The sequence below is a fragment of the Flagellimonas algicida genome, from assembly GCF_049629585.1.
Classification (GTDB): domain Bacteria; phylum Bacteroidota; class Bacteroidia; order Flavobacteriales; family Flavobacteriaceae; genus Flagellimonas.
Genome location: NZ_JBMYIX010000002.1, coordinates 76,912 through 97,293, shown reverse-complemented (window position 1 = coordinate 97,293; position 20,382 = coordinate 76,912). Strand labels below are relative to the sequence as shown.

Here is a 20,382-nt window from a genome sequence, read left to right as displayed (position 1 = left end):
CTTTCGAAAGAATTATTTCGAAACACATGCCAAGGGTAAAGCAGTTTGATGAAGCGGAGATATTGAACAAGGCTATGGAACTCTTTTGGGAAAAAGGGTTCCATGCCACTTCAATGCAGGATTTGGTTTCCCATTTGGGTATCAACAGGGCCAGTTTATACGATACCTTTGGCTGTAAAGAAGCCCTTTTCCAGAACGCAGTGGAACATTATATAGAGGTGAGCGGTAGCTGTATCCGAACCTTGTTCGCAGAGGAAAATGATGTTCGTGTTGGGCTCAAGAAGCTTTTTGATATGGCCATCAATGAATCCCTTTGTGATTTGTCCAAAAAGGGGTGCTTTGTAGTCAATACCACCACAGAGCTCATTCCCGGGGATGAGGCCATTCAGGAAATGCTCCAAAAGAATAGGGAAAACATGGAGGCGGTTTTTGTGGATTATATTCAAAAGGGAATCGATACGGGACAGTTGGATGCTTCAAAAAACGCCCAGGATATTGGGTTGATGTTTTTTGGCTTGTACAACGGAATCCGGGTTTTGGCCAAAGTGGACCCTACTTCGGAAAGTCTCAAAAAAATGGCGACCGCTGGACTTTCCATCTTGGATTAAGGACCGTTAAGGAACCCGCTTGTAGGCAAACAGGATTTCTTCCGTGGAATTGCCGCCATCAATGAGAACAGAAACGTTCATCTCATTTTCATTCACCAGTTCCATGGTGAGTCCTTCAAAAAAGACTTTGTTTTTTTCAAGCTTGACCAACTTAAAGTCAACGGTTACATCTTTTTCTTCCCATCCCTTGAGGTTTCCCTGAAAGTGTTTCAATTGCAAGATCAAGGTGTGGTCCACCTGTTGGATATGCCCTATTTCATAAAAAGAAACCTTGTTGTCCTTTACCAATTTAAAGACAAACATCATGGAGTCCCCGAGCGGGGGACCCCAGATTTCTTCTGCAATGCCGCCAAAAGCTTTGCCTTGCCAATGCCCAGATATCCAAGACACATCCTCCAATGTGGCATATGGGGGCTGTTGCCCCTCAGTCAATTGCAAGGTTTCTTGGGCCGAAACCATTCCTACATGAAATAGGAAAAGGATAATTGCGGTTCTCATACGATGTTTTATGGTAAGACGAACGGCAAGCTATTAATTGGACAATGCGAATTTTACATTTACCGTGGTCTCCACTCTTATTTTTTCAAAATCGATGTCAAGGGGCTGTGCTTGACCCATATCGGCGCTCACAGCCTTCATTTCCATCATGGGCGCTTGGTTGTATCGGGGATAGTACGGTTGCGAGTGGTCTGCGATATGAAGGGCAGAGCCCACTTTCTGTCCCAAGGGTTTGGTAAGTGCATTGGCCTTTAGTTTGGCCTTTTTTACCGCTCTGGTTTTCAGTTCCAATTCCAGTTCATCCATTTTGGAATATTCCGTTTTTTCCAAAAAGGCATTGGCAATATCTAACTGTTCCAAGGCCATCAAGACTTCACCGGCCTGTTTTCCGGAGTATACCAAAAGGGAATATTGTTTGCTTTTTAGCACTTCTTTTCCGCGTAAAAAATATTTTTGAAAGTTACTACTGAGGTCTTTGATCACCAATTGCTTGTCCAAATCCACCCCAAGGGCCTTTAAGCGTTGGGCCATTTTGTTTTCCTGCTCTTCCACGGAATTTCGCCCTTTGGAATCCTTTTCCTGGATGGTGATGTTGAGGTAAATTTTATCTGGGGTGACCAAAGTGTCCACTTGGGCAGAGGTTTCCAAATAGGGAACATCCAAGAAACTCTTTGATTGTGCAAAAATTGCTGTTGAGAACAATAGCCCGATAATGGGAATGATTACTTTTTTCATGCGTTTTTGATTTTTTATTTAAAGGTAAATACTTCACCCCAAGAAGCAAAACCTGTGCCGTTTTATGATCTATACTATTTCAAAAATCAAAAAACTGGGCGATTCTCCAATATTCTTGAGTACATTGTAAGTATGAAATTTGTTCTGGCACCCGATAAATATAAAGGTTCGCTCAATGGGCGGCAATTTTGCGATGCCGTTGAAAGTGGGATAAAAAAAGTTTTTCCAGAGGCTGAAATGGTCAAAAAGCCATTGGCAGATGGCGGGGACGGTACCATTGAAGTTGTGATGGATTATCTTCATGCAGAAATGGTTTCCGTTACAGTGAATGATCCTCTTTTTCGTGAGATAGAGTCAGCTTATCTGCTTTCGGGGGATGGGAAAACGGCCTTTATAGAAATGTCCGAAGCCTCGGGCTATAAATTATTGGCCAAATCGGAAATGAACTGTATGCACACCACTTCTTTGGGAACAGGTGAAATGGTCGTGGATGCAATTGAAAAAGGGGCAAAGAACATTGTTCTTGGTATTGGGGGTAGTGCTACCAATGATGGAGGCATGGGTATGGCCATGGCCTTAGGGTATGAATTTTTGGACAAGGATGGACAAGTTTTGGAACCTGTGGGGAGGAATCTTATCCATGTAAAACACATCAGCAAGGAAAAAGTTCATGGGAAATTATCCGAAATTAATGTTCAGGTGGCCTGCGATGTCAATAATCCTTTGCATGGTAAACAAGGTGCGGCCCACATATACGGACCCCAGAAAGGAGCCTCCCCAGATGAAGTCGTTTTTTTGGACCAAGGATTGGAAAATTTTGCCCAAGTGCTCCATGCTGTTTTTAAGGTGGATGTGCAGCAAATTCCGGGTGCCGGTGCCGCAGGGGGGATGGGAGCAGGGACCCATGTTTTTTTGAATGCCCATTTAACCCCGGGGGTGGACTTGGTGATGCAGCTGGCCCGATTTGATGAGGCCTTGGAAAATGTTGATTGGGTCATTACCGGGGAAGGACAAATGGATGGTCAGACCTTTTCCGGAAAAACCATAAATGGGGTAGTACGCTCGGCCCGGGCCAAAAATATCCCTGTTGCCGCTTTTTGTGGTTCCATGGAGGTTTCCATAGAAGACATGCAGAAGATGGGACTTCAGTATGGGGTCTCCATTTTAAACCATGTAGGCAATTTGGAGGATGCCAAGGCCAAAAGTTACCGGAATCTGGAATTGGCCAGTTACAATTTTGCCAGTCTTTTAAAACAGGCCCAAATGTAATCAGGGCTTGGATTTCCCTCGCATCATCTTAAACTCCAATGAAGTTTTTACGGAGTTCCATTCGCTGTTCAAAATGGAAAATAACACCGTATCCCGAATGACTCCCTTTTCATCAATGCGATGGTTTCTTAGGATGCCTTCCTGTTTGGCCCCCAATCGTAGAATGGCATTGCGTGAAGGAAAATTGTGAAAATGGGTCCTGAACTCTACCGCTATGCAATCCAATACCTCAAAAGCGTGTTTCAACAGTAAATACTTGCATTCGGTATTGACCCCAGTCCGTTGCACTCGTTCAGCATACCAAGTGGCCCCGATTTCAACCCTTCTGTTTTTGGCATCGGCATTCAGGTAGCGGGTACTGCCCACCACAGTATCGGTTTTTTTGTCGATAATGACGAAAGGAAGTGCCTTATCGGCTTTTTGTTCCGAAAAAGCAATTCCCATGTAGGTGTCAATGGTTTCGGCAGATGGAACGGAAGTATACCACAACTCCCATAGTTTGCCATCCGAAGCCGCGGAGACCAAAGCCTCTTTGTGTTCGGTTTGCATAGGGACCAGCTTTACCAATTCTCCTTCCAGCGTAATGGGTTGCAACCAAGGTGCCATAGAATTTATTTAATGTTGATATTACCAAAGGTATTATGCTTGGCCCAATTTTGCACAACAAAAAGCCGGGATATGCTCCCGGCCCATTTGTCAATCAAAAAACGAAATCTGAAAAAAGCGATTATATTTCCCTGAATTCCTCTACAGAGAAAAAGTCCTTGTCGGTATTGTCGATAAAATAAATACCTTTTGTTATAAAATACTGCATGGTCTTGTCATCCACTTTTACGGCAAAGCCTTTTTTGGTGGGGACTACCTTAAAGCTATCGGTTACCGATCGCCTGTATTTTAAGACCATATAATGGTCATAGTTCTGATCGTTATCCTTGTCCACGGCAATAAGTTTAGTGACCACTGCCGGTTTCGCTTTTCGATTTTGGTTGACTTGACTCTTTTCTTTTTCGTCCAAGACCATGGGGTAATTTCTATGTTCCATGACCTTGAGATTGTAAGGAACCTCGGTCCCATTTTTTTCAATGGAGAAGGTTTTATGGATGGTAACGTTCATATGACCGGAGTCTTGGTTTTGAGCATATCCCACCATACCGGTTAGTATAAAAATTGACAAAAATGTTGTTAGGGTTTTCATGTGTGAATGTTTTGAATGATACATATTTTCTTTCTCAAGGTGTCGTCAGGAGTTATTTGAGATAAGAAGTGAACATCCAATTTCGTTTTTCCATGTGCATGAGGAAATCGGTCAGGATTTGTTCCGTGGCCACATCACCGCTTTCCAAGGCAGCATTGATACCGTCCAGCATATTGTTGTGTAGTATTTCATAATCATTTAGGACTTCCCGCACCATTTCTATGGCAGACAGTTCTTTTTCCGGTTCTTTTATGCTGGAAAGCTCAATGGTTTTTTTCAAGGTAAAGTTGGGTTTTACACCAAATACGCGAATACGCTCCGCTACAATATCAATGTTTTCCTTGGCGGTGTTGTATTCATTTTCAAATACTTCATGGAGCTCAAAAAACTCTGGTCCTTCAATATTCCAATGAAAATTTCTGAGTTTATTGTAGAATACTTGATAGTTGGCTAGTAAAGTGTTTAGGGTCACTACAATCTCGGCAGTCTCCAAATAAGTGAAGCCTAATTTCTTAAATGCTTTATTCTTTGTTTTTACAGTTTCCATTTTTTGTGTTTTTATTTCTGATTTGACTTTGATTTCAATATGGTGCATACCATGTCAGGTCGAAAAATCGGCTTTAATAGGAATGCTTTATTGTACGGTGGGTTATGGGAGAAGAAGATTTCCCAATATGGATATGAGGGTCAATTGCTCGACCTAGAATACAATGCTTTTGAAGTAAATTATTGTGACATCCATATCCTTAATATAAAAGTATATTGCGGAAAACCAAGGATTTAACAAGGTTTAACGTTCGTAAACACAAGATTAACGTTTCTCTGTAGAAGTCAAAATTTCATTGGTTGTCCACGCTACGGACAATGAAATCCTTGTTGAGGGCCAGGTAGATATCAGCAGAAATATCAATCACATATTCTTTGCCGCTATCAAAGACTTTTTGGGATTCCCCATTTTGGTGGTCGTGCTCTTGGATGTAGATGGTCTCCAATTTGTCGTACATCCGTTTTCCAAGACTGAATCGTTTGATCACCGTGTATTTGTTAATGCTTCGTATGGCTGCCATGGTTTAGATGTTCTATTTCAATTATTAGACACCTAATCTATACTTTGGGTCACTTGGTTTTGGTAAAATGAAGGATAATCATTGAACCATGGAAGGCAAGAATGAAATGATGACGATAATTGGCTAACTTTATTTTATAAATGATCAATAACCCTCACAAGAATAGCTTGCTGTAAAGTGCTAAGAACAACTAAAGATGAAGGGAATTGGGTGATGTCTTGAAGAGGTCCATTAACAAGAAAAAGAAATAACTATGTTTTTTTGTAGAAATTGTAATGCCCAACATCAAGGACCTAGCAATTATTGTGCTGTGTGTGGAAAAGGCCCTGTTGTGGAGTCCTATATCCCAACATCTGGTGGAAAGGATAGTAAAGCAGGCTGTATTGCCGTGGCATACCAATTATTGTTTTTATACTGGTATTTATATTTTCATGGTTAAAAGGATAAAGGGCAATAAACGTAAATCTTAGCTTGAATTGGCTAAGTGTCGCAACGCTCATTAAAATGCGGTAGTCCCTTCGTAGGGTACGTAGGTTACCCCGTTGCTCTGGTTGCCTGAATCAGTGGGCATCTAACCACAAAGAGAGGTTCCGCCAAAAAAAAAAATTACTTCCCGGTAAATCCCAATAAAAATATTCTTTCCTGTCCCATATTGTATATAGGTGCCCTTTTATACTTGATTACAAGGGAACTATATATCACTTTACACAGAATGAGAATCTTCAGATTATTTAAGAAAAGGGATTCTTTTGATAAGAGGTACTATTTCTTGGTAAAGAACAATATGGTTCCTAGAAAGATATATTACGAGGTTAAGAACCACTACCATCTTCATCTTCAGGAAAAAGATGAGGTATGATTTTACTCTTATTGTTCGGTAAAAATTCATCTAAAAATCTTAACTGTTCATCCTTTTTGTCTTTTAGGCAGTTTTGAAGAAGATATGTTGTTGCAAGAAACAATTCAATATGCTCCCTTCCCATCACCTCTTTATAATGTTCTGAAATCTCATCGACTTTTTGTTCCGTTACCTCTGTCATGATTTCCCTAATCCTTTCATCGTTGGATATAAGGTTTTCTGCTTTTGTCATTACTGTTTCTTCCCTCATTTCAATAAAGTCCCTAACCTTCTTAGTATCAAAAATGCCCATGAAATCTTTCATTGAGGACACTATTTTGTTCTGTACAAAAAACGCAAGCCCCAGTATTGCAACCGCAATGGTGTTTATTAGCTCTAGATAAGGTTCAAACTCTTCCATTTTATTGTTTTAAAGTAAATTATAGCAGATATTTACACCAAAATATTTGCATTTAGTGTAATTAAGTTCTATATTTGATATATCAAATCATACAACGATGATCAACAAGGACTTCAATTCGATCTTAGAACTTATCCAAGTCTTTCCAGACGAGCAGTCATGCATTGACCACTTGGAAGAACTTAGATGGAACGGTAACGTTGTAAGTCCTTTTGATCCATCATCAAAAGTGTACGATTGTAAGGGGAACAGATATAAATGTAAGAATACTGGCAAATATTTCAACGTAAAGACCAATACAATCTTTGACAACACCAAATTGCCCCTTCAAAAATGGTTCTTGGCAATATGGTTGGTTACTTCCCATAAAAAGGGTATTTCTAGCCTACAATTGGGAAGGGATTTGAACATCACACAGAAAAGTGCATGGTTCATGCTTTCAAGAATCCGTCAATGCTTTGGACTTGATAATGATCAAATGGAAGGTGAGATTGAAGCCGATGAAACCTATGTTGGAGGTAAGGAAAAGAACAAACATGCTGATAAGAGAATAAAAAATGCCCAAGGCGGTGTTGGCAAGGCTGCCGTACTTGGAATGGTTCAAAGGGGCGGCAATGTTTCAGCTAAAAAGGTTGATAATGTTACCATGCAGACCTTGACCAACGAAATTATGAAGAACGTAAAAGAGGGCGCAAAACTCTATACCGATGATTTCACCTCTTACAAAAGGCTTAAAAGGGTCTATGACCACAAGTTTGTGAAGCACAGCAGAAGCCAGTATGTTAAAGGACGTGTCCACACCAACACAATAGAGAGCTTTTGGGCACTTTTAAAGCGTGGAATCTTTGGAATCTACCATTTTACTTCCAAAAAGCATTTGCAGTTGTACGTGGACGAATTTTGCTTTAGATATAATACAAGGCAAGTAGGTGAGTCTGCGAGGTTTAATCTACTTTTACAGAACACCGAGAATAGAATAACTTATAAAGATTTAATCAATGGCTAAAATGCTTAAATCAACCCATGAAGGAGAGTTGCCTTTAGGCAACAAAGAACTTAGCTGTGCTGTTCTTGAGGATGGCACACGAGTTTTGACGGCTACAGCTGTTTTTATGGCCTTTGATAGGCCAAGGAAAGGAAAATCTTCCGAAGAATACAGGGCGGACCGAATGCCCAGCTTTATTAACGCAAATAACTTACAACCATTTGTTTCTGAGGATGTTAAGGAGTGGACCGAATTAATATCCTATAGGGATTTGAATGGAAACGAGAAGCAAGGTTATGATGCTAGAATTTTAAGAGGTCTATGCAAAGTATATATTGATGCAAGAAATGCGGGTGAATTACATGCAACGCAGGAAAGGTTTGCACATATAGCTGAGGTCTTATTGTATGCCTTGTCGGATATAGGGATAACAGCGTTAGTAGATGAGGCCACAGGATACCAATATGATAGGGAAAGAGATGAGTTACAAAAGATTCTTAAACAATATATATCAGAATATCTTTTGCCATGGCAACAGCGGTTTCCCCATGAATTTTATAAGGAAATTTTTAGGTTAAACGGATGGGACTATACCATTAAGAACTTAAAGCAAAGGCCTGGTGTTGTGGGAAAATGGACCAATAAATATATATATGAGCAACTACCAAAAGGGGTATTAGAGGAACTCAAAAAACTTACTCCTAAAGATTCTGATGGAAAAAGAAAGCATCAATACCATAGATTGTTGTCGGAAGATACGGGCCATAGTCATTTAGATAGGCAGCTAGCATCTATTATAACAATCATGAGGCTTTCAAAGGATTGGAATGATTTTGATAATAAATTCAACCAACTATATGGACAGCAAATGCTTGATTTTCCTGAAGAAAATGAAGAAGAGATGTTGTCAGACTTTAATCAGAATTTAAAAAAAGGATTGGGTTGGAATCCAAAAGAAAATAACTAATCCCTATGGAGACAAAAATGATTATTGGTGGCAAACATTTTCATGTCAAGTATGAAAATGGAGTAGTATCTGTTAGGCCCGAAGGAAATATAGGGTACGTTACAGCTCAAACCGAACCAATTGAAGGACTTGATGAGCAAGGCGTTATGGATCTTGCCATACAATCTGCAAGAGGGCTCGGTCTTATTTAATTAGCCTCGGTTTTGGCCGTTTAGTCAGGATTAAGCCATCCCTTGAAAGCGGGAAGGGTATTGACAGGGCGTTTCGTTCTTTCCCATGTAAGACTTTGTTCTGACTTTTTAAGTCGGCAGGATGCTCACGCAATGGGCTTCCGATTTGGTGGAAGCCTAACCGTGGAACATAGTACTTACCGTTCAAAAAAATGGGGTTGATACTCTTCCAAGAAAAATCCATTTTATTTAGTGTAATTTGATATATAGTTCCCGATTACAATTACTTACATCCGTTTACAAACGAAAACAAATGATTTCAAACCGATTCATGGTTTAGGCAGGTTCTAAGTTTGCCCTGTCGAACCAACCCATTCGATAGCAATAACAGTTTAACGCTTAAATCTTACATCATGAATTCATTACGAAACAAAGTACAATTGATTGGAAACTTGGGCAACGACCCAGAAATCATTACCATGGAGAATGGGAACAAATTGGCCAAGTTTGCCGTTGCCACCAATGAATCCTATAAAAATGGCGATGGAGAAAAAGTGACCGATACCCAATGGCATAACATTGTTGCCTGGGGAAAGATGGCAGAAATAGCCGAAAATTATCTGGTCAAGGGAAAGGAAGTCATCATTGAAGGAAAATTAATGTCCCGTACCTATGAAACCAAGGAAGGCGAGAAGCGCTACATCACTGAAATTAAGTGCAATGAGCTTTTAATGTTGGGGAAATAAGGCAATTTCCACATATCAACGAGAAAGGGGACAGTTGGTCCCCTTTCTTTTTGTTTATGATGATTTTACGATACCTTAAAGTAGATGTGTGCAAGCGTTGGGGTACTTGCTCGTCTTACTAAAAAAAGATTGCTATGAAAACGGTAACCCCCCTGATATTGTTCCTTTGCTTTGGGCCATTGCTGTTGGCCCAACAGGGGAATGCTGCGCTTCAAAACTTTAGATTTTATGAAAATCTTGCCCTGCGGGATGCCCAGTATGAACAGACGTTGCATACCGTGGACCTGCTGGATGAACAGGACTACTGGAAGGATCAGCGTAATTATGAGAGGCAATTGGGAACGGAAAACTTTGCGGCCTATTTGGTCTACATGAAAGGCAAGAAAGAAGCCTATCAGTTGCATTTGCAGCAGTGTTCGGAAGCCTGCTCCCATAGTGGGCGATTTTTTGAAAGGGCGCACGAATACCTGTCCATTTCGGATACCGAATACCTTAGGCAGTTGATGGAGACAGAAATGGTACTGAATACTCCCAAAAAACGAAACCCATAGAACCAAAAAATCCACCGATCGGTGGATTTTAAGCAACTTTCTTTAAAAGGTCAAAACAGGGACAACGTTTGCAACGCTTGTTTTCCCCCTTTTTATATTTTTTACAGCATTTGGTCTTGCAGTTGGTAAGCGGTAGCTCTTTCAACAAGGCCTTTTTCTGTTTTTTGGCTTCTTTTTTCTTCTTCTTTCCCATCTATCAACGACGTAGAGGGCCAAAAATAGTTATTTTAAATCAATCTAAATAAAAAAATTATCAACAGTTGGGTGACCCCAGTTTAAAAGCGGAGGGAAACTCCCATGGTATTGGGGCCAAAAGAAAGGTTCCAACTTAATTTTTTTTGGCTGTCGTTATATTTTTCATCGTACTTGGAGTCCAAATAGCAATCTATGGATTCCACAATAAAAATGCTCAGTACTGTACTGAAGGCCACATCGGAAATCCAATGGAAATCGTCCATCACCCGAACAAATCCCGGTACCAGACCAACGGTATAGATCCCTGCCTTTACCCAAGGATTCTTGAATTGCTTGGCAATGGCGTAGGCATTGCTGAAGGCCAACATGGCATGGCCAGATGGGAAAGAATCATAATCATATACACGGTCCAAGTGCAATGGATCAAACGTACTGGAACTGGCTCCACTTTTGGGTCTGGCCCTACCAATGATACGTTTGCTTACCTGCTGTAAAAACCCACCTGCCGTAGCGGAGGAGATTAAGAGCACCCCGGTACGTCTCAATTTTTCGTTTTTGGTGAAAAGGCCTGCCAAGTATACCCCACCCGTGAGCATGTAATTGTTCTCCGGGCTGCCATACTCATGTCCATAGTCAATGACAAAATCCGGAATGTCCTCACGAAAACCATTTTTCCAATCATTGAGTTCGTCATCCACGGTAAAAAGGAGCAAGGTGCCTCCGGTTAAATACCCAAAGTTGGCCCAGTCGTTTCCCTTCCAGTGAAAGGGACGCGAGTAGGCATAACCCACTCCTCCAAAAATATTTCCAACATCGTAAGTGAAGTCGTTCCAGAGCGTTTTGTCTTTTGTGGATTGAAAATCTTGACCGACAACAGGAAGTGCCATCAATAAAATAAAAAGGTATTTCAGCAATTTCATAGCGATTGAAAATAGCAATAGTCGGTAAAATTACGCATAAATATCCTGTGCCAACCGAAATGTATTGGCATGGGCCTCCACAATGATCTTGATGTCCGGGGAATACCCGCCGCCCATACTGCATTGTACTGGAATTTTGGCATCAAAACAGGTTTGCAGCACATAGCGGTCGCGCTCTTTGCACCCCTCCAAACTCATGGCCAAGGTGCCCAGTTTGTCCGAAGCAAGCACATCCACACCACAGAGATAGAAGATAAAATCCGGTCGTACCATGTCCAAAAGTTCCGGTAGGGTCTTCTTTAGGAGGGAAAGATAGGTTTCATCCGTTGTGTCTTTTTCCAAGGGGATGTCCAAATCCGAAGTTTCCTTTTTAAAGGGGTAATTGCCCTTGCCGTGCATGGAAAACGTAAAGACAGAGGGGTCATCCTGAAAAATCTCTGCGGTACCATTGCCTTGGTGCACGTCCAAGTCAACAATCAAGATCTTCTTGGCCAAATGATGCTGTTGTAGATAACGGGCACCAATGGCCTGATCGTTCAGCAGGCAGAAAGCCTCGGCCCTGTTGGAATAGGCATGGTGGGTACCTCCCGCAATGTTCATGGCTATGCCATGTTCCAAGGCAAACTCGCATCCCTTTATGGTCCCGTCTGCTATGATCCGTTCCCGTTCTATTAATTGCCCGCTCAAAGGAAAACCGATTTTTCGGGCAGCGCGTTTGTCCAGATCAAGGTTGATCAAATCCCTGTAATAGCTTTCATCATGCACCGCCAAAATGTGCTCGTCATGGGGAAGGGAAGGCTCAAAAAAATTATTTAGGGAACAGCTACCCTCATGGAGCAATTGCTGGGGCAAAAGCTCATATTTCAGCATGGGGAACCGATGCCCGTTGGGCAAATGGTGTTTGTAAATGGGATGGAATGCTATTTTGAGCATTGGACCATTTCTTTATTGATGTAACCCCAACTGAATGCGCTTTCTGGCCACATCCACATCCAATATCTTGACTACCACTTGCTGATGAAGGCTAACGTGCTCGTTGACATCCTTCACAAAAGTCTCTGAAAGATTGGAAATATGGATGAGCCCACTTTCCTTGATGCCGATGTCCACAAAGCACCCAAAATTGGTGATGTTGTTGACAATTCCCGGCAACAGCTGACCCTGTCTTAGATCGGTTATTTCCTTGATGTTTTGATTAAAGGTAAACACCTTTGCTTTTTCCCTGCGGTCCAAACCGGGTTTTTCCAGTTCTCCGAGAATATCCTTCAAAGTGGGAATCCCAATATCGTCCGTACAATAGGATTCAAGGTCGATACTTTGCAGGACCGATGTGTTACCTACAATTTCTTTCAAGGAAATCCCTTGGTCCTTCACCATTCTTTTAACGATGGCATAACTTTCCGGGTGAACGGCCGAATCGTCCAATGGATTTTCCCCCTCTTTGATACGCAGGAATCCGGCACTTTGCTCAAAGGCCTTTCCGCCAAGACGGGGCACTTTTTTAATCTGGTCCCTGCTGGTAAAGGCACCATGTTCATTGCGATAGGTGACAATATTTTCAGCTAGTTTTGGACCGATGCCCGACACATAACTGAGGAGGGGCACACTGGCGGTATTGATGTTGACCCCAACCGAGTTCACACAACTCTCTACCACAGTGTCCAAGGAAGTTTTCAATTGGGTTTGGTCCACATCGTGTTGATATTGGCCCACCCCAATGGATTTGGCATCTATTTTCACCAATTCGGCCAAAGGGTCTGCCAAACGCCGCCCAATGGATACGGCTCCCCTGACGGTAACATCGTAGTTAGGGAATTCATCCCGGGCAATCTTTGAGGCCGAATAGATGGAAGCTCCCGCTTCACTGACCACGAAAACCTCAATGGGATTTTTGAACGCGATGCGTTTTACGAGTTGCTCCGTCTCCCGTGATGCGGTTCCATTGCCAATGGCAATGGCCTCAATTTTGTACGCATCGACCAAGGAACTTATCTTTTTGATGGCTCCTGCACTGTCCCGCTGGGGTGGATGGGGGTAAATGGTCTCATTATGTTTTAAATCGCCCTGCGCATCCAAGCATACCACTTTACAGCCCGTTCTGAAGCCTGGGTCTATGGCCAAAATGCGTTTTTCACCCAAGGGAGCGCCCAACAGCAATTGTTTTAGGTTTTTGGAGAATACCTGTATGGCCGAAGTGTCCGCTTTTTCTTTGGCAGCCTTTAACAGCTCGTTGGAAAGGGAGGGGAATAAAAGTCGCTTGTAGGCATCCGCTATGGCCAGTTCAATCTGTTGCGAACAGGCATTGTTGGATTTGATGATGCGTCTTTCAATGGCATTGAGTGCCCTATCCTCATCGATTTCAATCTTAACCCGGACAAACCCTTCCTTTTCGGCACGCATTATGGCCAAAAATCGGTGGGAGGGACAGCGGTCCAGTGGCTCGCTCCAATCAAAATAGTCGCGGAATTTTTGGGCCTTTTCGTCCTCTTTTTTGGTTTTGATGACCTTGGTGGTAATCAAGGCATGGCGTTCCAACTGGTTGCGCAGCTGGTTTCGAATGTCCGAACGTTCATTGATCCATTCCGCAATGATATGGCGGGCGCCTTCCAAAGCTTCATCTTCATTATTGACCTCCTTGCCTAAATATTTGGAGGCGATGAACTCAATCTCGTCACTCCGCTGGGCCATGATGATTTTTGCCAAGGGTTCCAACCCATTTTTTCGGGCAGTTTCCGCTTTGGTCTTTTTACTTTTCTTGAAAGGGAGGTAAAAATCTTCCAGACTGGTAAGGTCGGAACAGTTCTGGAACTTTGCCTTCAACTCTGGGGTGAGTGCACCCTGTTCTTCGACCGCTTTGATAATGGCGGATTTTCGCTTTTCCAGGGCCTCAAACTGGGTTTTGTACTGTACAATGGCCCCAATTTGGACTTCATCCAGATTGCCGGTGCGTTCCTTTCTATAACGGGAGATAAAGGGAACGGTACAATCTTCATTCAACAAGGCCACGGTGTTCTCCACATTTTTTTCAGAAAGCTGGGTGTGGCGCACGATATAAGGAACAAGCTGCATGATGTTTGTTTAGTAGTTATCACTTCGAGCGCAGTGGCGAAGTCTTATAATCCAAATTTTTGAAAGAGGGTCTCGACTGCGCTCGACCGAACAGTTTCTTTTGAATGTGAATTAACTTATACCTTCCCCATTCCCAACCCCATCTTCATCTGGGTTGACGAACACCAATTTTCCTTCTTGGTTTTCGGTCATCAAGATCATCCCTTGACTTTCCACACCGCGTAATTTTCTTGGGGCAAGGTTCACCAAAACGGTTACTTTTTTCCCCACGATATCTTCGGGTTTAAAACTCTCGGCAATCCCCGAAACAATGGTTCGGGTATCCAGTCCAGTATCCACCTTCAATACCAAAAGCTTATTGGCCTTGGGCATTTTTTCGGCCTCCACAATGGTGCCCACACGCATATCCAGTTTGATGAAATCGTCAAAAGTGATGGTGTCTTTTTCAGGAGTTATGGCTTTATCCATTTGCGCATTTACTTTTTTGGTGGCTTCCAGTTTGTCCAATTGTTGTTGAATCTCGGCATCTTCGATTTTTCTGAAGAGAAGTTCACTGGGGTTGATTTGATGCCCTGCAGGGAGTAGGGTTTCATCGGAACTCATATTGCTCCAGCCAATAGATTTCTCACTTTCGTTCGAAATGACTTCGTTTTTGTTATTCTGAGCAACGCGAAGGATGTTTTTAAGTTTATCCGAAGTGAAGGGTAAAAAAGGTTCACTGAGAACGGCCAAACCAGTGGCGATCTGAAGCGCAACGTACATAATGGTCTTTACCCGTTCCTCATCGGTCTTTATGAGCTTCCAAGGCTCTTCATCGGCCAAGTATTTGTTGCCCAATCGGGCCAAGTTCATCAGCTCCTGACTGCCTTCACGGAAACGGTACCGTTCCAAGGAGTTGGACAGAATTTCTGGAAAGCCCTTAAGGGCTTGTAGGGTTTGCTTGTCCAAATCGGTGAAGGTGTTGGGTGTAGGTACAACACCATTGTAATATTTATGGGTCAATACCGCCACACGGTTCACGAAATTTCCAAAAATGGCCACCAACTCATTGTTGTTGCGAGCCTGAAAATCCTTCCAGGTAAAATCGTTGTCCTTGGTCTCCGGTGCGTTGGCGGTCAAGGCGTAGCGGAGTACATCTTGCATGCCGGGAAACTCTTCCAAGTATTCGTGCAGCCAAACGGCCCAATTCTTTGAAGTGGAAAGCTTGTTGCCCTCCAAGTTCAAGAATTCATTGGCAGGTACATTTACCGGCAAAACAAAATCGCCATGGGCCTTGAGCATGCTCGGGAAGATGATACAGTGGAACACAATATTGTCCTTTCCAATAAAATGGACCAACTTGGTGTCCTTGTCTGTCCAATAGGGTTTCCAATCTTTTCCTTCGCGTTCGGCCCATTCCTTGGTGGAGGAAATGTATCCGATGGGCGCATCAAACCAAACGTAGAGCACTTTTCCCTCACCGCCTTCCACAGGAACGGGGATTCCCCAATCCAAATCGCGGGTTACGGCACGGGGTTTTAGCCCGTCGTCTATCCAAGACTTAACTTGGCCGTAAACGTTGGGTTTCCAATCAGATTTATGGCCTTCCAGAATCCATTCTTTGAGGAAATCCTCATAACGGTCCAAAGGCAAGAACCAGTGTTTGGTTTTTTTAAGGACGGGAACCCTTCCAGTTATGGTAGATTTCGGGTTGATGAGGTCCGTAGCGTTCAAGGATGATCCACAATTTTCACATTGGTCACCATAAGCTTCTTCATGTCCGCATTTGGGGCAGGTGCCTATCACAAACCTATCGGCCAGAAACTGTTGTGCCTCCTCATCGTACAATTGTTCGGTCTCTTCCTCTATAAAATCGTCTTGATCGTAGAGTTTTTTAAAAAAATCCGAGGCTGTTTTATGGTGTACCTCTGCCGAAGTCCTGGAATAGTTGTCAAAGGAAATCCCGAATTCGGCAAACGATTTTTTAATGATGTTGTGGTACTTATCTATGATCTCTTTTGGGGAGACCCCTTCTTTTTTGGCCTTCATGGGGATGGCCACACCGTGTTCATCGCTACCGCAGATAAAGGCCACATCCTCACCTTTTAGTCTAAGGTAGCGGGAATAGATATCCGCAGGGACATAGACCCCGGCCAAATGGCCAATATGGATGGGTCCGTTGGTGTAGGGCAGCGCTGCTGTAATGGTATATCTTGAAGGAGACGTTGTCTTGGGCATGAATTGTGTAATTAAGCCCCAAAAATACTCATTTTGCAAGAAGCCTAAAATGGGAGGGCATGAAAAAGCAAAACCTCCGAATCATGCAACCCAAAATTGGGGTGTGGGGTTGCGCAACCGGAGGTTTTTGCCATAACTGACTAGTGTCCCGCTCTTGTTACATGATCATCACGGATTTGCTCATTCGCTTATCCGCAACGGATATTCTGTATATGTATTTTCCTGTGGCCAAGCTATCCCGCATATTTTCCCTAATATTGATTTCGGTTGAGCCTTCCAGCATCATTTCGTTGAACACTGTTCCCACTTTTTGTCCCAGAATATTGAAGAGTTCAATATCCACATGGGCGGCAAAGGGCATTTCCAAATGAATGTGTGGTGCACGCTGGTTGGGATAGTAGGGAGTATGTACAATGTTGTTCAGCAAATCTGGATTGGGGTCCATTCCATCTTCGCTGGGAGGGGTTTCCGGGAAGGTAGGAGGATCATTGTCCATGGCAATATCGTCAAACTCTTCACCACTACAGTTAAATCCAAGATCTATGGCCCTATAGGTGTATCCCAACAAATGTTGTTCCACTGATGCTCTGGGAACACAAAGCCATTCGGCCAACACGGTGCCATAAAGGTCCCTGAAATCCATGGTGTATTCCAAGTTACCTCGGTTATTGGGTTCGTCCAGTGAAGGGTGATCGCCCACAAAGGCACTTCCACTCAATCCAGAACCGAAGAAAAGGGTAGGGGCGGCCTTACCATGGTCCGTACCATTGGAGCCGTTTTCAAATATCCTACGACCAAATTCGGAGAAGGTCATGCTCAGTACCTTGTCATCTTGCTCGGTACAGGCCAAATCTTCATAAAAGTTGTTGATGGCAATAGAGAGGTTGCTCATGAGTCTTTCGTGGACAATGGGCTGGTTTCCATGTGTATCGAAACCACCTATGGAAATCATGTACACTTTTGTCCCGAGGCCACCTTTGATCAATTTGGCCAATAGGGCCAACTGTCTTGCAAAACCATTGTCTTGGTATTCCACACAACGCAATGCATCCCCTCGCTCATAGGCTTCATGGATTTTGCCAGCATATTCGTAGGTGGTATTGGCGACACCTCTTAGAAAGCGCAATTGATCACCGTACATACAGTCATCAAAAGGGGTGTTTTCATCCACATCATAAAACAAACCGGTCTCTGCAATCTGTTGGAGTTGTTCCACGTTGTTCGTTACAAAGGCATAGTTGGTTTCCTCTCCCTGAAAGACCAAGTTGGCCAGATTCCCAATTTGAATGGCGGCAGGGGCCTCAGGTGGATTGATGAGGTAATCGGGGTATAATTCTTCAAAATGCCTTCCCATCCATCCCGTAGGTTCGCCACTGAAGCCAGTGGTGTTCAAATCGGTATTGGCAAAAATATCGGAACCAGTAAAATGGGACAGGCTTTGGTTTTCGTAACCTACCCCGTGCACGGCCTTGAACTGGCCGTCACCCCAAAGGGGTTCGAGTGAGCTCATATAGGTGGGAACGCCGAAATCGTCCGTAAGTTTTAAGATCTTACTTTCGGGGATGTATATATTGGGCCTTGCATTGGCGTAAGAATCATATTGTTGTATGGGAATTACGGTGCTCAGTCCATCATTGCCCCCGGACAGCCTGATGAGTACCAGAATGTTGTCTGTCTCGGCCGCGGCGATTGCTGCGGTCAATGGCGAAGGGGCCGAAGCGGAAATAAGGTTGCTTCCCAAGAACATGGAACCCGATCCGGCAATACCCAAGGCTTGGATAAAGGAACGCCTGCTCCAGTTTTTGTGCTCCAAATCGTGGCCATCATGTTCTAGGCCCTTGTGAGGTGATGTATTATGGGTGTGGTGAGAATCGCACATGGTGTAGGGTTATTTAAGTTGAAATTCGGGTTCTCTGGACATATGTCTTAACAAGAGGTATACTTGTGAAGGTCCAGTTTCCCAGCCCAGCAAAGTCCAAGAAGGCTGTGTGCCCCCTTCGTAGTAGTTAACGTCCACATCGCTTCTGAAAGCGATATAGGCTCTGTCATAGTCGGCGTCGGTAAGTAGGCCTTTTGGGGTAAACCAGTCTATTATGGGTTTTGCCACCAAATCTGGATTGTTACTTGTTTGTCCCGCATTGCCCGAAAGTGCCAGTCCCAAATCCCTGAATTGTTCGGCATTGTCTTGGTAGAAACGTTGTAGGAACATTTCCGATGTCAACCAACGCCCAATAATGAAATTGGTGTTGATCCATTGCCGATCTCTTTGCCAACCGGCCACATCATAGGGATCAAAAAGTTGCTGACCTATAAGGCCGGCAGAATCGATCATGTTGATCACGGTGCCATCATCGTAGCCAAAACCGGTTTCCTTGACCATGTTCAGATACAGGTCGAACGGGCTTTTTATAATGACTCCGATCGTAGTCTCGTCAAAAAAGTGTTGACTTTTGAAAAGCTGACGTAGCACCGGGGCGATTTCAAAATTATTGGCCACAAAAGTCTGTGCCATCCCGTCTATAATGTCCAAGGCATTACCGCCTTCTTCGCCAGTGGAATCTGGATGTACAAAATATTCATAAAGCTTCTTGCAGATAAATCCTGCAATCTCATTGGCCCTCTCATTGAAAAGGATGTCAATGACATCATCGTACCCCCAATTCCCGGTTTGACCAAAAATGGTCTTGTTCTCTGTATTGAAATCCTCGGCATTGAAGGTTACTTGTGTGCACCCTTCTTCCCCGGTTTCGGTATATCCCGATAACGCTTTTGAAGTTTCAATAATATCTTGTTCCGTGTAGGCATTTCCCTCACCTAAGGTAAACAGTTCAAAAAGTTCCCTACCGTAGTTTTCATTAGGATTGTTCCCTCGGTTTCGCACTCCATCCAGATAGTACAACATGGCACTGGTGAGGCCAATTTCGTGTACAAAGGTCTTAAAATTGCCCAAGGCGTTGCGTTGGAGACAATTGATATAGTAGTAAAGAAACTGGTTGCAGTTGTACACATCGATTTCGGTAACAAAATGATTGCTCCAAAAGAAGCTCATTCGATCACGGAGACCGTTATTTAGAAGTGCATTGCCGTAGGAGATTGAAAACTCCTCGAATTGGGCCCTTCGCATCTGTCCAGCCAAATCATCATCGTCGGGATAGTTGGCATTGGTCCAATCTGCCCAAGCTGGAGCAGGAATGACCGGAGCGGCCAACGCTTGATCCACTAAGCTGTCTACCAAACTTCCTGCATTTTGACCTATGGCATTGTTGATGGTCGGGACCGAGGCGCTGAAATCAAGTCTCCGATAAAGATGGGCGGCACGTATCCGATCCAATGGAACAGTGTACGGCGCTAAGGTCGAGGTATTACAATTGATGAAGTACTCCATAGCAAATTCTGGCGTTAATTTGGTACATAGTTCGGGGCAACTATATGTTTATGCTAATGTTGGATGTGGTTCAATTGGGCCAACAAATTACAATCTTAACGTTCTGTATCCCATGAACTACCAAATTTTTCGATGAAATGCATCTTTTTTTTAGTATTTTTCTTTTTTCATGGCAAAACATACCGAATTTGGGAGACTGGGAGAGCAACTGGCGGTGGATTTACTGTTGAACAAAGGGTATGAAATTGGTGCTAGAAACTACCGGTACCTCAGAGCTGAAATCGATATCATTGCACAAAAGGGAAATACCTTGGCCATTGTAGAGGTGAAGTCAAGAAATATAGGCTTTTTGGAAGATATTTCAGAGACCGTGAGCCCCAAAAAAATACAACTTTTGGCCACGGCCGCCAATCATTATGTACAACAAAAGGACCTAGATGTAGAAGTTCGTTTTGATATTGTCAAAGTGGTTAAAAAGAGCAATGGTTTTGAAATTGAGCACCTTGAGGGTGCTTTTTATTATTTTTAACCATTTGTTCGTTTTGT

Annotated in this window: 21 protein-coding genes; 8 read left to right on the top strand and 13 right to left on the bottom strand. The window is 43.2% G+C overall.

What is annotated here, in order from left to right:
- Positions 1–26 precede the first annotated feature (26 nt).
- On the top strand, positions 27–608 hold the full coding sequence (locus ACPD8L_RS09220) for a TetR/AcrR family transcriptional regulator (RefSeq protein WP_421810609.1): 582 nt from the start codon (positions 27–29) through the stop codon (positions 606–608).
- 6 nt (positions 609–614) lie between these two features.
- On the opposite strand, the gene ACPD8L_RS09215 is transcribed toward ACPD8L_RS09220, so the two are convergent.
- Both ACPD8L_RS09215 and ACPD8L_RS09210 read right to left on the bottom strand, forming a co-directional pair.
- Entirely contained in the window at positions 615–1,106 is a 492-nt protein-coding gene (locus ACPD8L_RS09215) for a DUF6265 family protein (RefSeq protein ID WP_423943064.1), read from the bottom strand.
- A gap of 33 nt (positions 1,107–1,139) precedes the next feature.
- A complete protein-coding gene (locus ACPD8L_RS09210; protein ID WP_421810610.1) occupies positions 1,140–1,841 on the bottom strand; it encodes an SIMPL domain-containing protein in 702 nt (233 codons plus the stop codon).
- A gap of 132 nt (positions 1,842–1,973) precedes the next feature.
- On the opposite strand from ACPD8L_RS09210, the gene ACPD8L_RS09205 reads away from it, so the two are divergent.
- Positions 1,974–3,110, top strand: coding sequence for a glycerate kinase (locus ACPD8L_RS09205; protein WP_423943062.1), 1,137 nt, complete (start codon positions 1,974–1,976; stop codon positions 3,108–3,110).
- Here the strand turns inward: ACPD8L_RS09205 and ACPD8L_RS09200 are convergent, their stop codons facing one another.
- From ACPD8L_RS09200 to ACPD8L_RS09180, 5 genes are all read right to left on the bottom strand, one after another.
- Positions 3,111–3,716 carry a GNAT family N-acetyltransferase gene (locus tag ACPD8L_RS09200; RefSeq protein ID WP_116216953.1) on the bottom strand — a complete coding sequence of 202 codons (606 nt, stop codon included), beginning with the start codon at positions 3,714–3,716 and terminating at the stop codon, positions 3,111–3,113.
- Between the two features lie 121 nt (positions 3,717–3,837).
- Positions 3,838–4,305 carry a hypothetical protein gene (locus ACPD8L_RS09195; RefSeq protein WP_423943060.1) on the bottom strand — a complete coding sequence of 156 codons (468 nt, stop codon included), beginning with the start codon at positions 4,303–4,305 and terminating at the stop codon, positions 3,838–3,840.
- 52 nt (positions 4,306–4,357) lie between these two features.
- On the bottom strand, positions 4,358–4,852 hold the full coding sequence (locus tag ACPD8L_RS09190; protein ID WP_116217639.1) for a Dps family protein: 495 nt from the start codon (positions 4,850–4,852) through the stop codon (positions 4,358–4,360).
- Between the two features lie 292 nt (positions 4,853–5,144).
- Positions 5,145–5,372, bottom strand: coding sequence for a hypothetical protein (locus ACPD8L_RS09185; protein ID WP_116216956.1), 228 nt, complete (start codon positions 5,370–5,372; stop codon positions 5,145–5,147).
- A gap of 812 nt (positions 5,373–6,184) precedes the next feature.
- Positions 6,185–6,631 (bottom strand): hypothetical protein, encoded by a 447-nt coding sequence (locus tag ACPD8L_RS09180; RefSeq protein ID WP_116216957.1) that lies wholly within the window; start codon positions 6,629–6,631, stop codon positions 6,185–6,187.
- A gap of 97 nt (positions 6,632–6,728) precedes the next feature.
- On the opposite strand from ACPD8L_RS09180, the gene ACPD8L_RS09175 reads away from it, so the two are divergent.
- The 5 genes from ACPD8L_RS09175 (at position 6,729) to ACPD8L_RS09155 (ending at position 10,050) form a co-directional block, all read left to right on the top strand.
- Complete coding sequence (locus ACPD8L_RS09175) at positions 6,729–7,637, top strand: IS1595 family transposase (protein WP_116216958.1); 909 nt, start codon at positions 6,729–6,731, stop codon at positions 7,635–7,637.
- Complete coding sequence (locus ACPD8L_RS09170) at positions 7,630–8,583, top strand: P63C domain-containing protein (protein WP_116216959.1); 954 nt, start codon at positions 7,630–7,632, stop codon at positions 8,581–8,583. Before ACPD8L_RS09175 ends, ACPD8L_RS09170 begins: the two co-directional genes overlap by 8 nt.
- Positions 8,584–8,588: 5 nt before the next feature.
- Positions 8,589–8,774, top strand: coding sequence for a hypothetical protein (locus ACPD8L_RS09165; RefSeq protein WP_423943058.1), 186 nt, complete (start codon positions 8,589–8,591; stop codon positions 8,772–8,774).
- 392 nt (positions 8,775–9,166) lie between these two features.
- A complete protein-coding gene (locus ACPD8L_RS09160; RefSeq protein WP_116216962.1) occupies positions 9,167–9,499 on the top strand; it encodes a single-stranded DNA-binding protein in 333 nt (110 codons plus the stop codon).
- Positions 9,500–9,633: 134 nt separating this feature from the next.
- The gene (locus ACPD8L_RS09155) at positions 9,634–10,050 is read left to right on the top strand and encodes a hypothetical protein (protein ID WP_423943056.1); all 417 of its coding nucleotides are present in this window, start codon (positions 9,634–9,636) and stop codon (positions 10,048–10,050) included.
- A gap of 275 nt (positions 10,051–10,325) precedes the next feature.
- On the opposite strand, the gene ACPD8L_RS09150 is transcribed toward ACPD8L_RS09155, so the two are convergent.
- From ACPD8L_RS09150 to ACPD8L_RS09125, 6 genes are all read right to left on the bottom strand, one after another.
- Positions 10,326–11,165 carry a phosphatase PAP2 family protein gene (locus ACPD8L_RS09150; protein ID WP_423943054.1) on the bottom strand — a complete coding sequence of 280 codons (840 nt, stop codon included), beginning with the start codon at positions 11,163–11,165 and terminating at the stop codon, positions 10,326–10,328.
- Positions 11,166–11,195: 30 nt separating this feature from the next.
- Positions 11,196–12,098, bottom strand: coding sequence for a histone deacetylase family protein (locus tag ACPD8L_RS09145; RefSeq protein WP_421810615.1), 903 nt, complete (start codon positions 12,096–12,098; stop codon positions 11,196–11,198).
- A 12-nt stretch (positions 12,099–12,110) separates the two neighbouring features.
- Positions 12,111–14,234: a Tex family protein gene (locus ACPD8L_RS09140; RefSeq protein WP_423943052.1), complete on the bottom strand. Its 2,124-nt coding sequence runs from the start codon at positions 14,232–14,234 to the stop codon at positions 12,111–12,113.
- 111 nt (positions 14,235–14,345) lie between these two features.
- A complete protein-coding gene (gene metG / locus ACPD8L_RS09135; RefSeq protein ID WP_423943050.1) occupies positions 14,346–16,451 on the bottom strand; it encodes a methionine--tRNA ligase in 2,106 nt (701 codons plus the stop codon).
- A 157-nt stretch (positions 16,452–16,608) separates the two neighbouring features.
- Positions 16,609–18,330 (bottom strand): DUF1501 domain-containing protein, encoded by a 1,722-nt coding sequence (locus ACPD8L_RS09130; RefSeq protein WP_116216968.1) that lies wholly within the window; start codon positions 18,328–18,330, stop codon positions 16,609–16,611.
- 9 nt (positions 18,331–18,339) lie between these two features.
- Positions 18,340–19,836, bottom strand: a complete 1,497-nt coding sequence (locus tag ACPD8L_RS09125) for a DUF1800 domain-containing protein (RefSeq protein WP_421810618.1) — start codon at positions 19,834–19,836, stop codon at positions 18,340–18,342.
- Positions 19,837–20,005: 169 nt separating this feature from the next.
- Between ACPD8L_RS09125 and ACPD8L_RS09120 the strand changes: the two genes are divergently transcribed.
- The gene (locus tag ACPD8L_RS09120; RefSeq protein WP_423943048.1) at positions 20,006–20,365 is read left to right on the top strand and encodes a YraN family protein; all 360 of its coding nucleotides are present in this window, start codon (positions 20,006–20,008) and stop codon (positions 20,363–20,365) included.
- Positions 20,366–20,382: the final 17 nt, after the last annotated feature.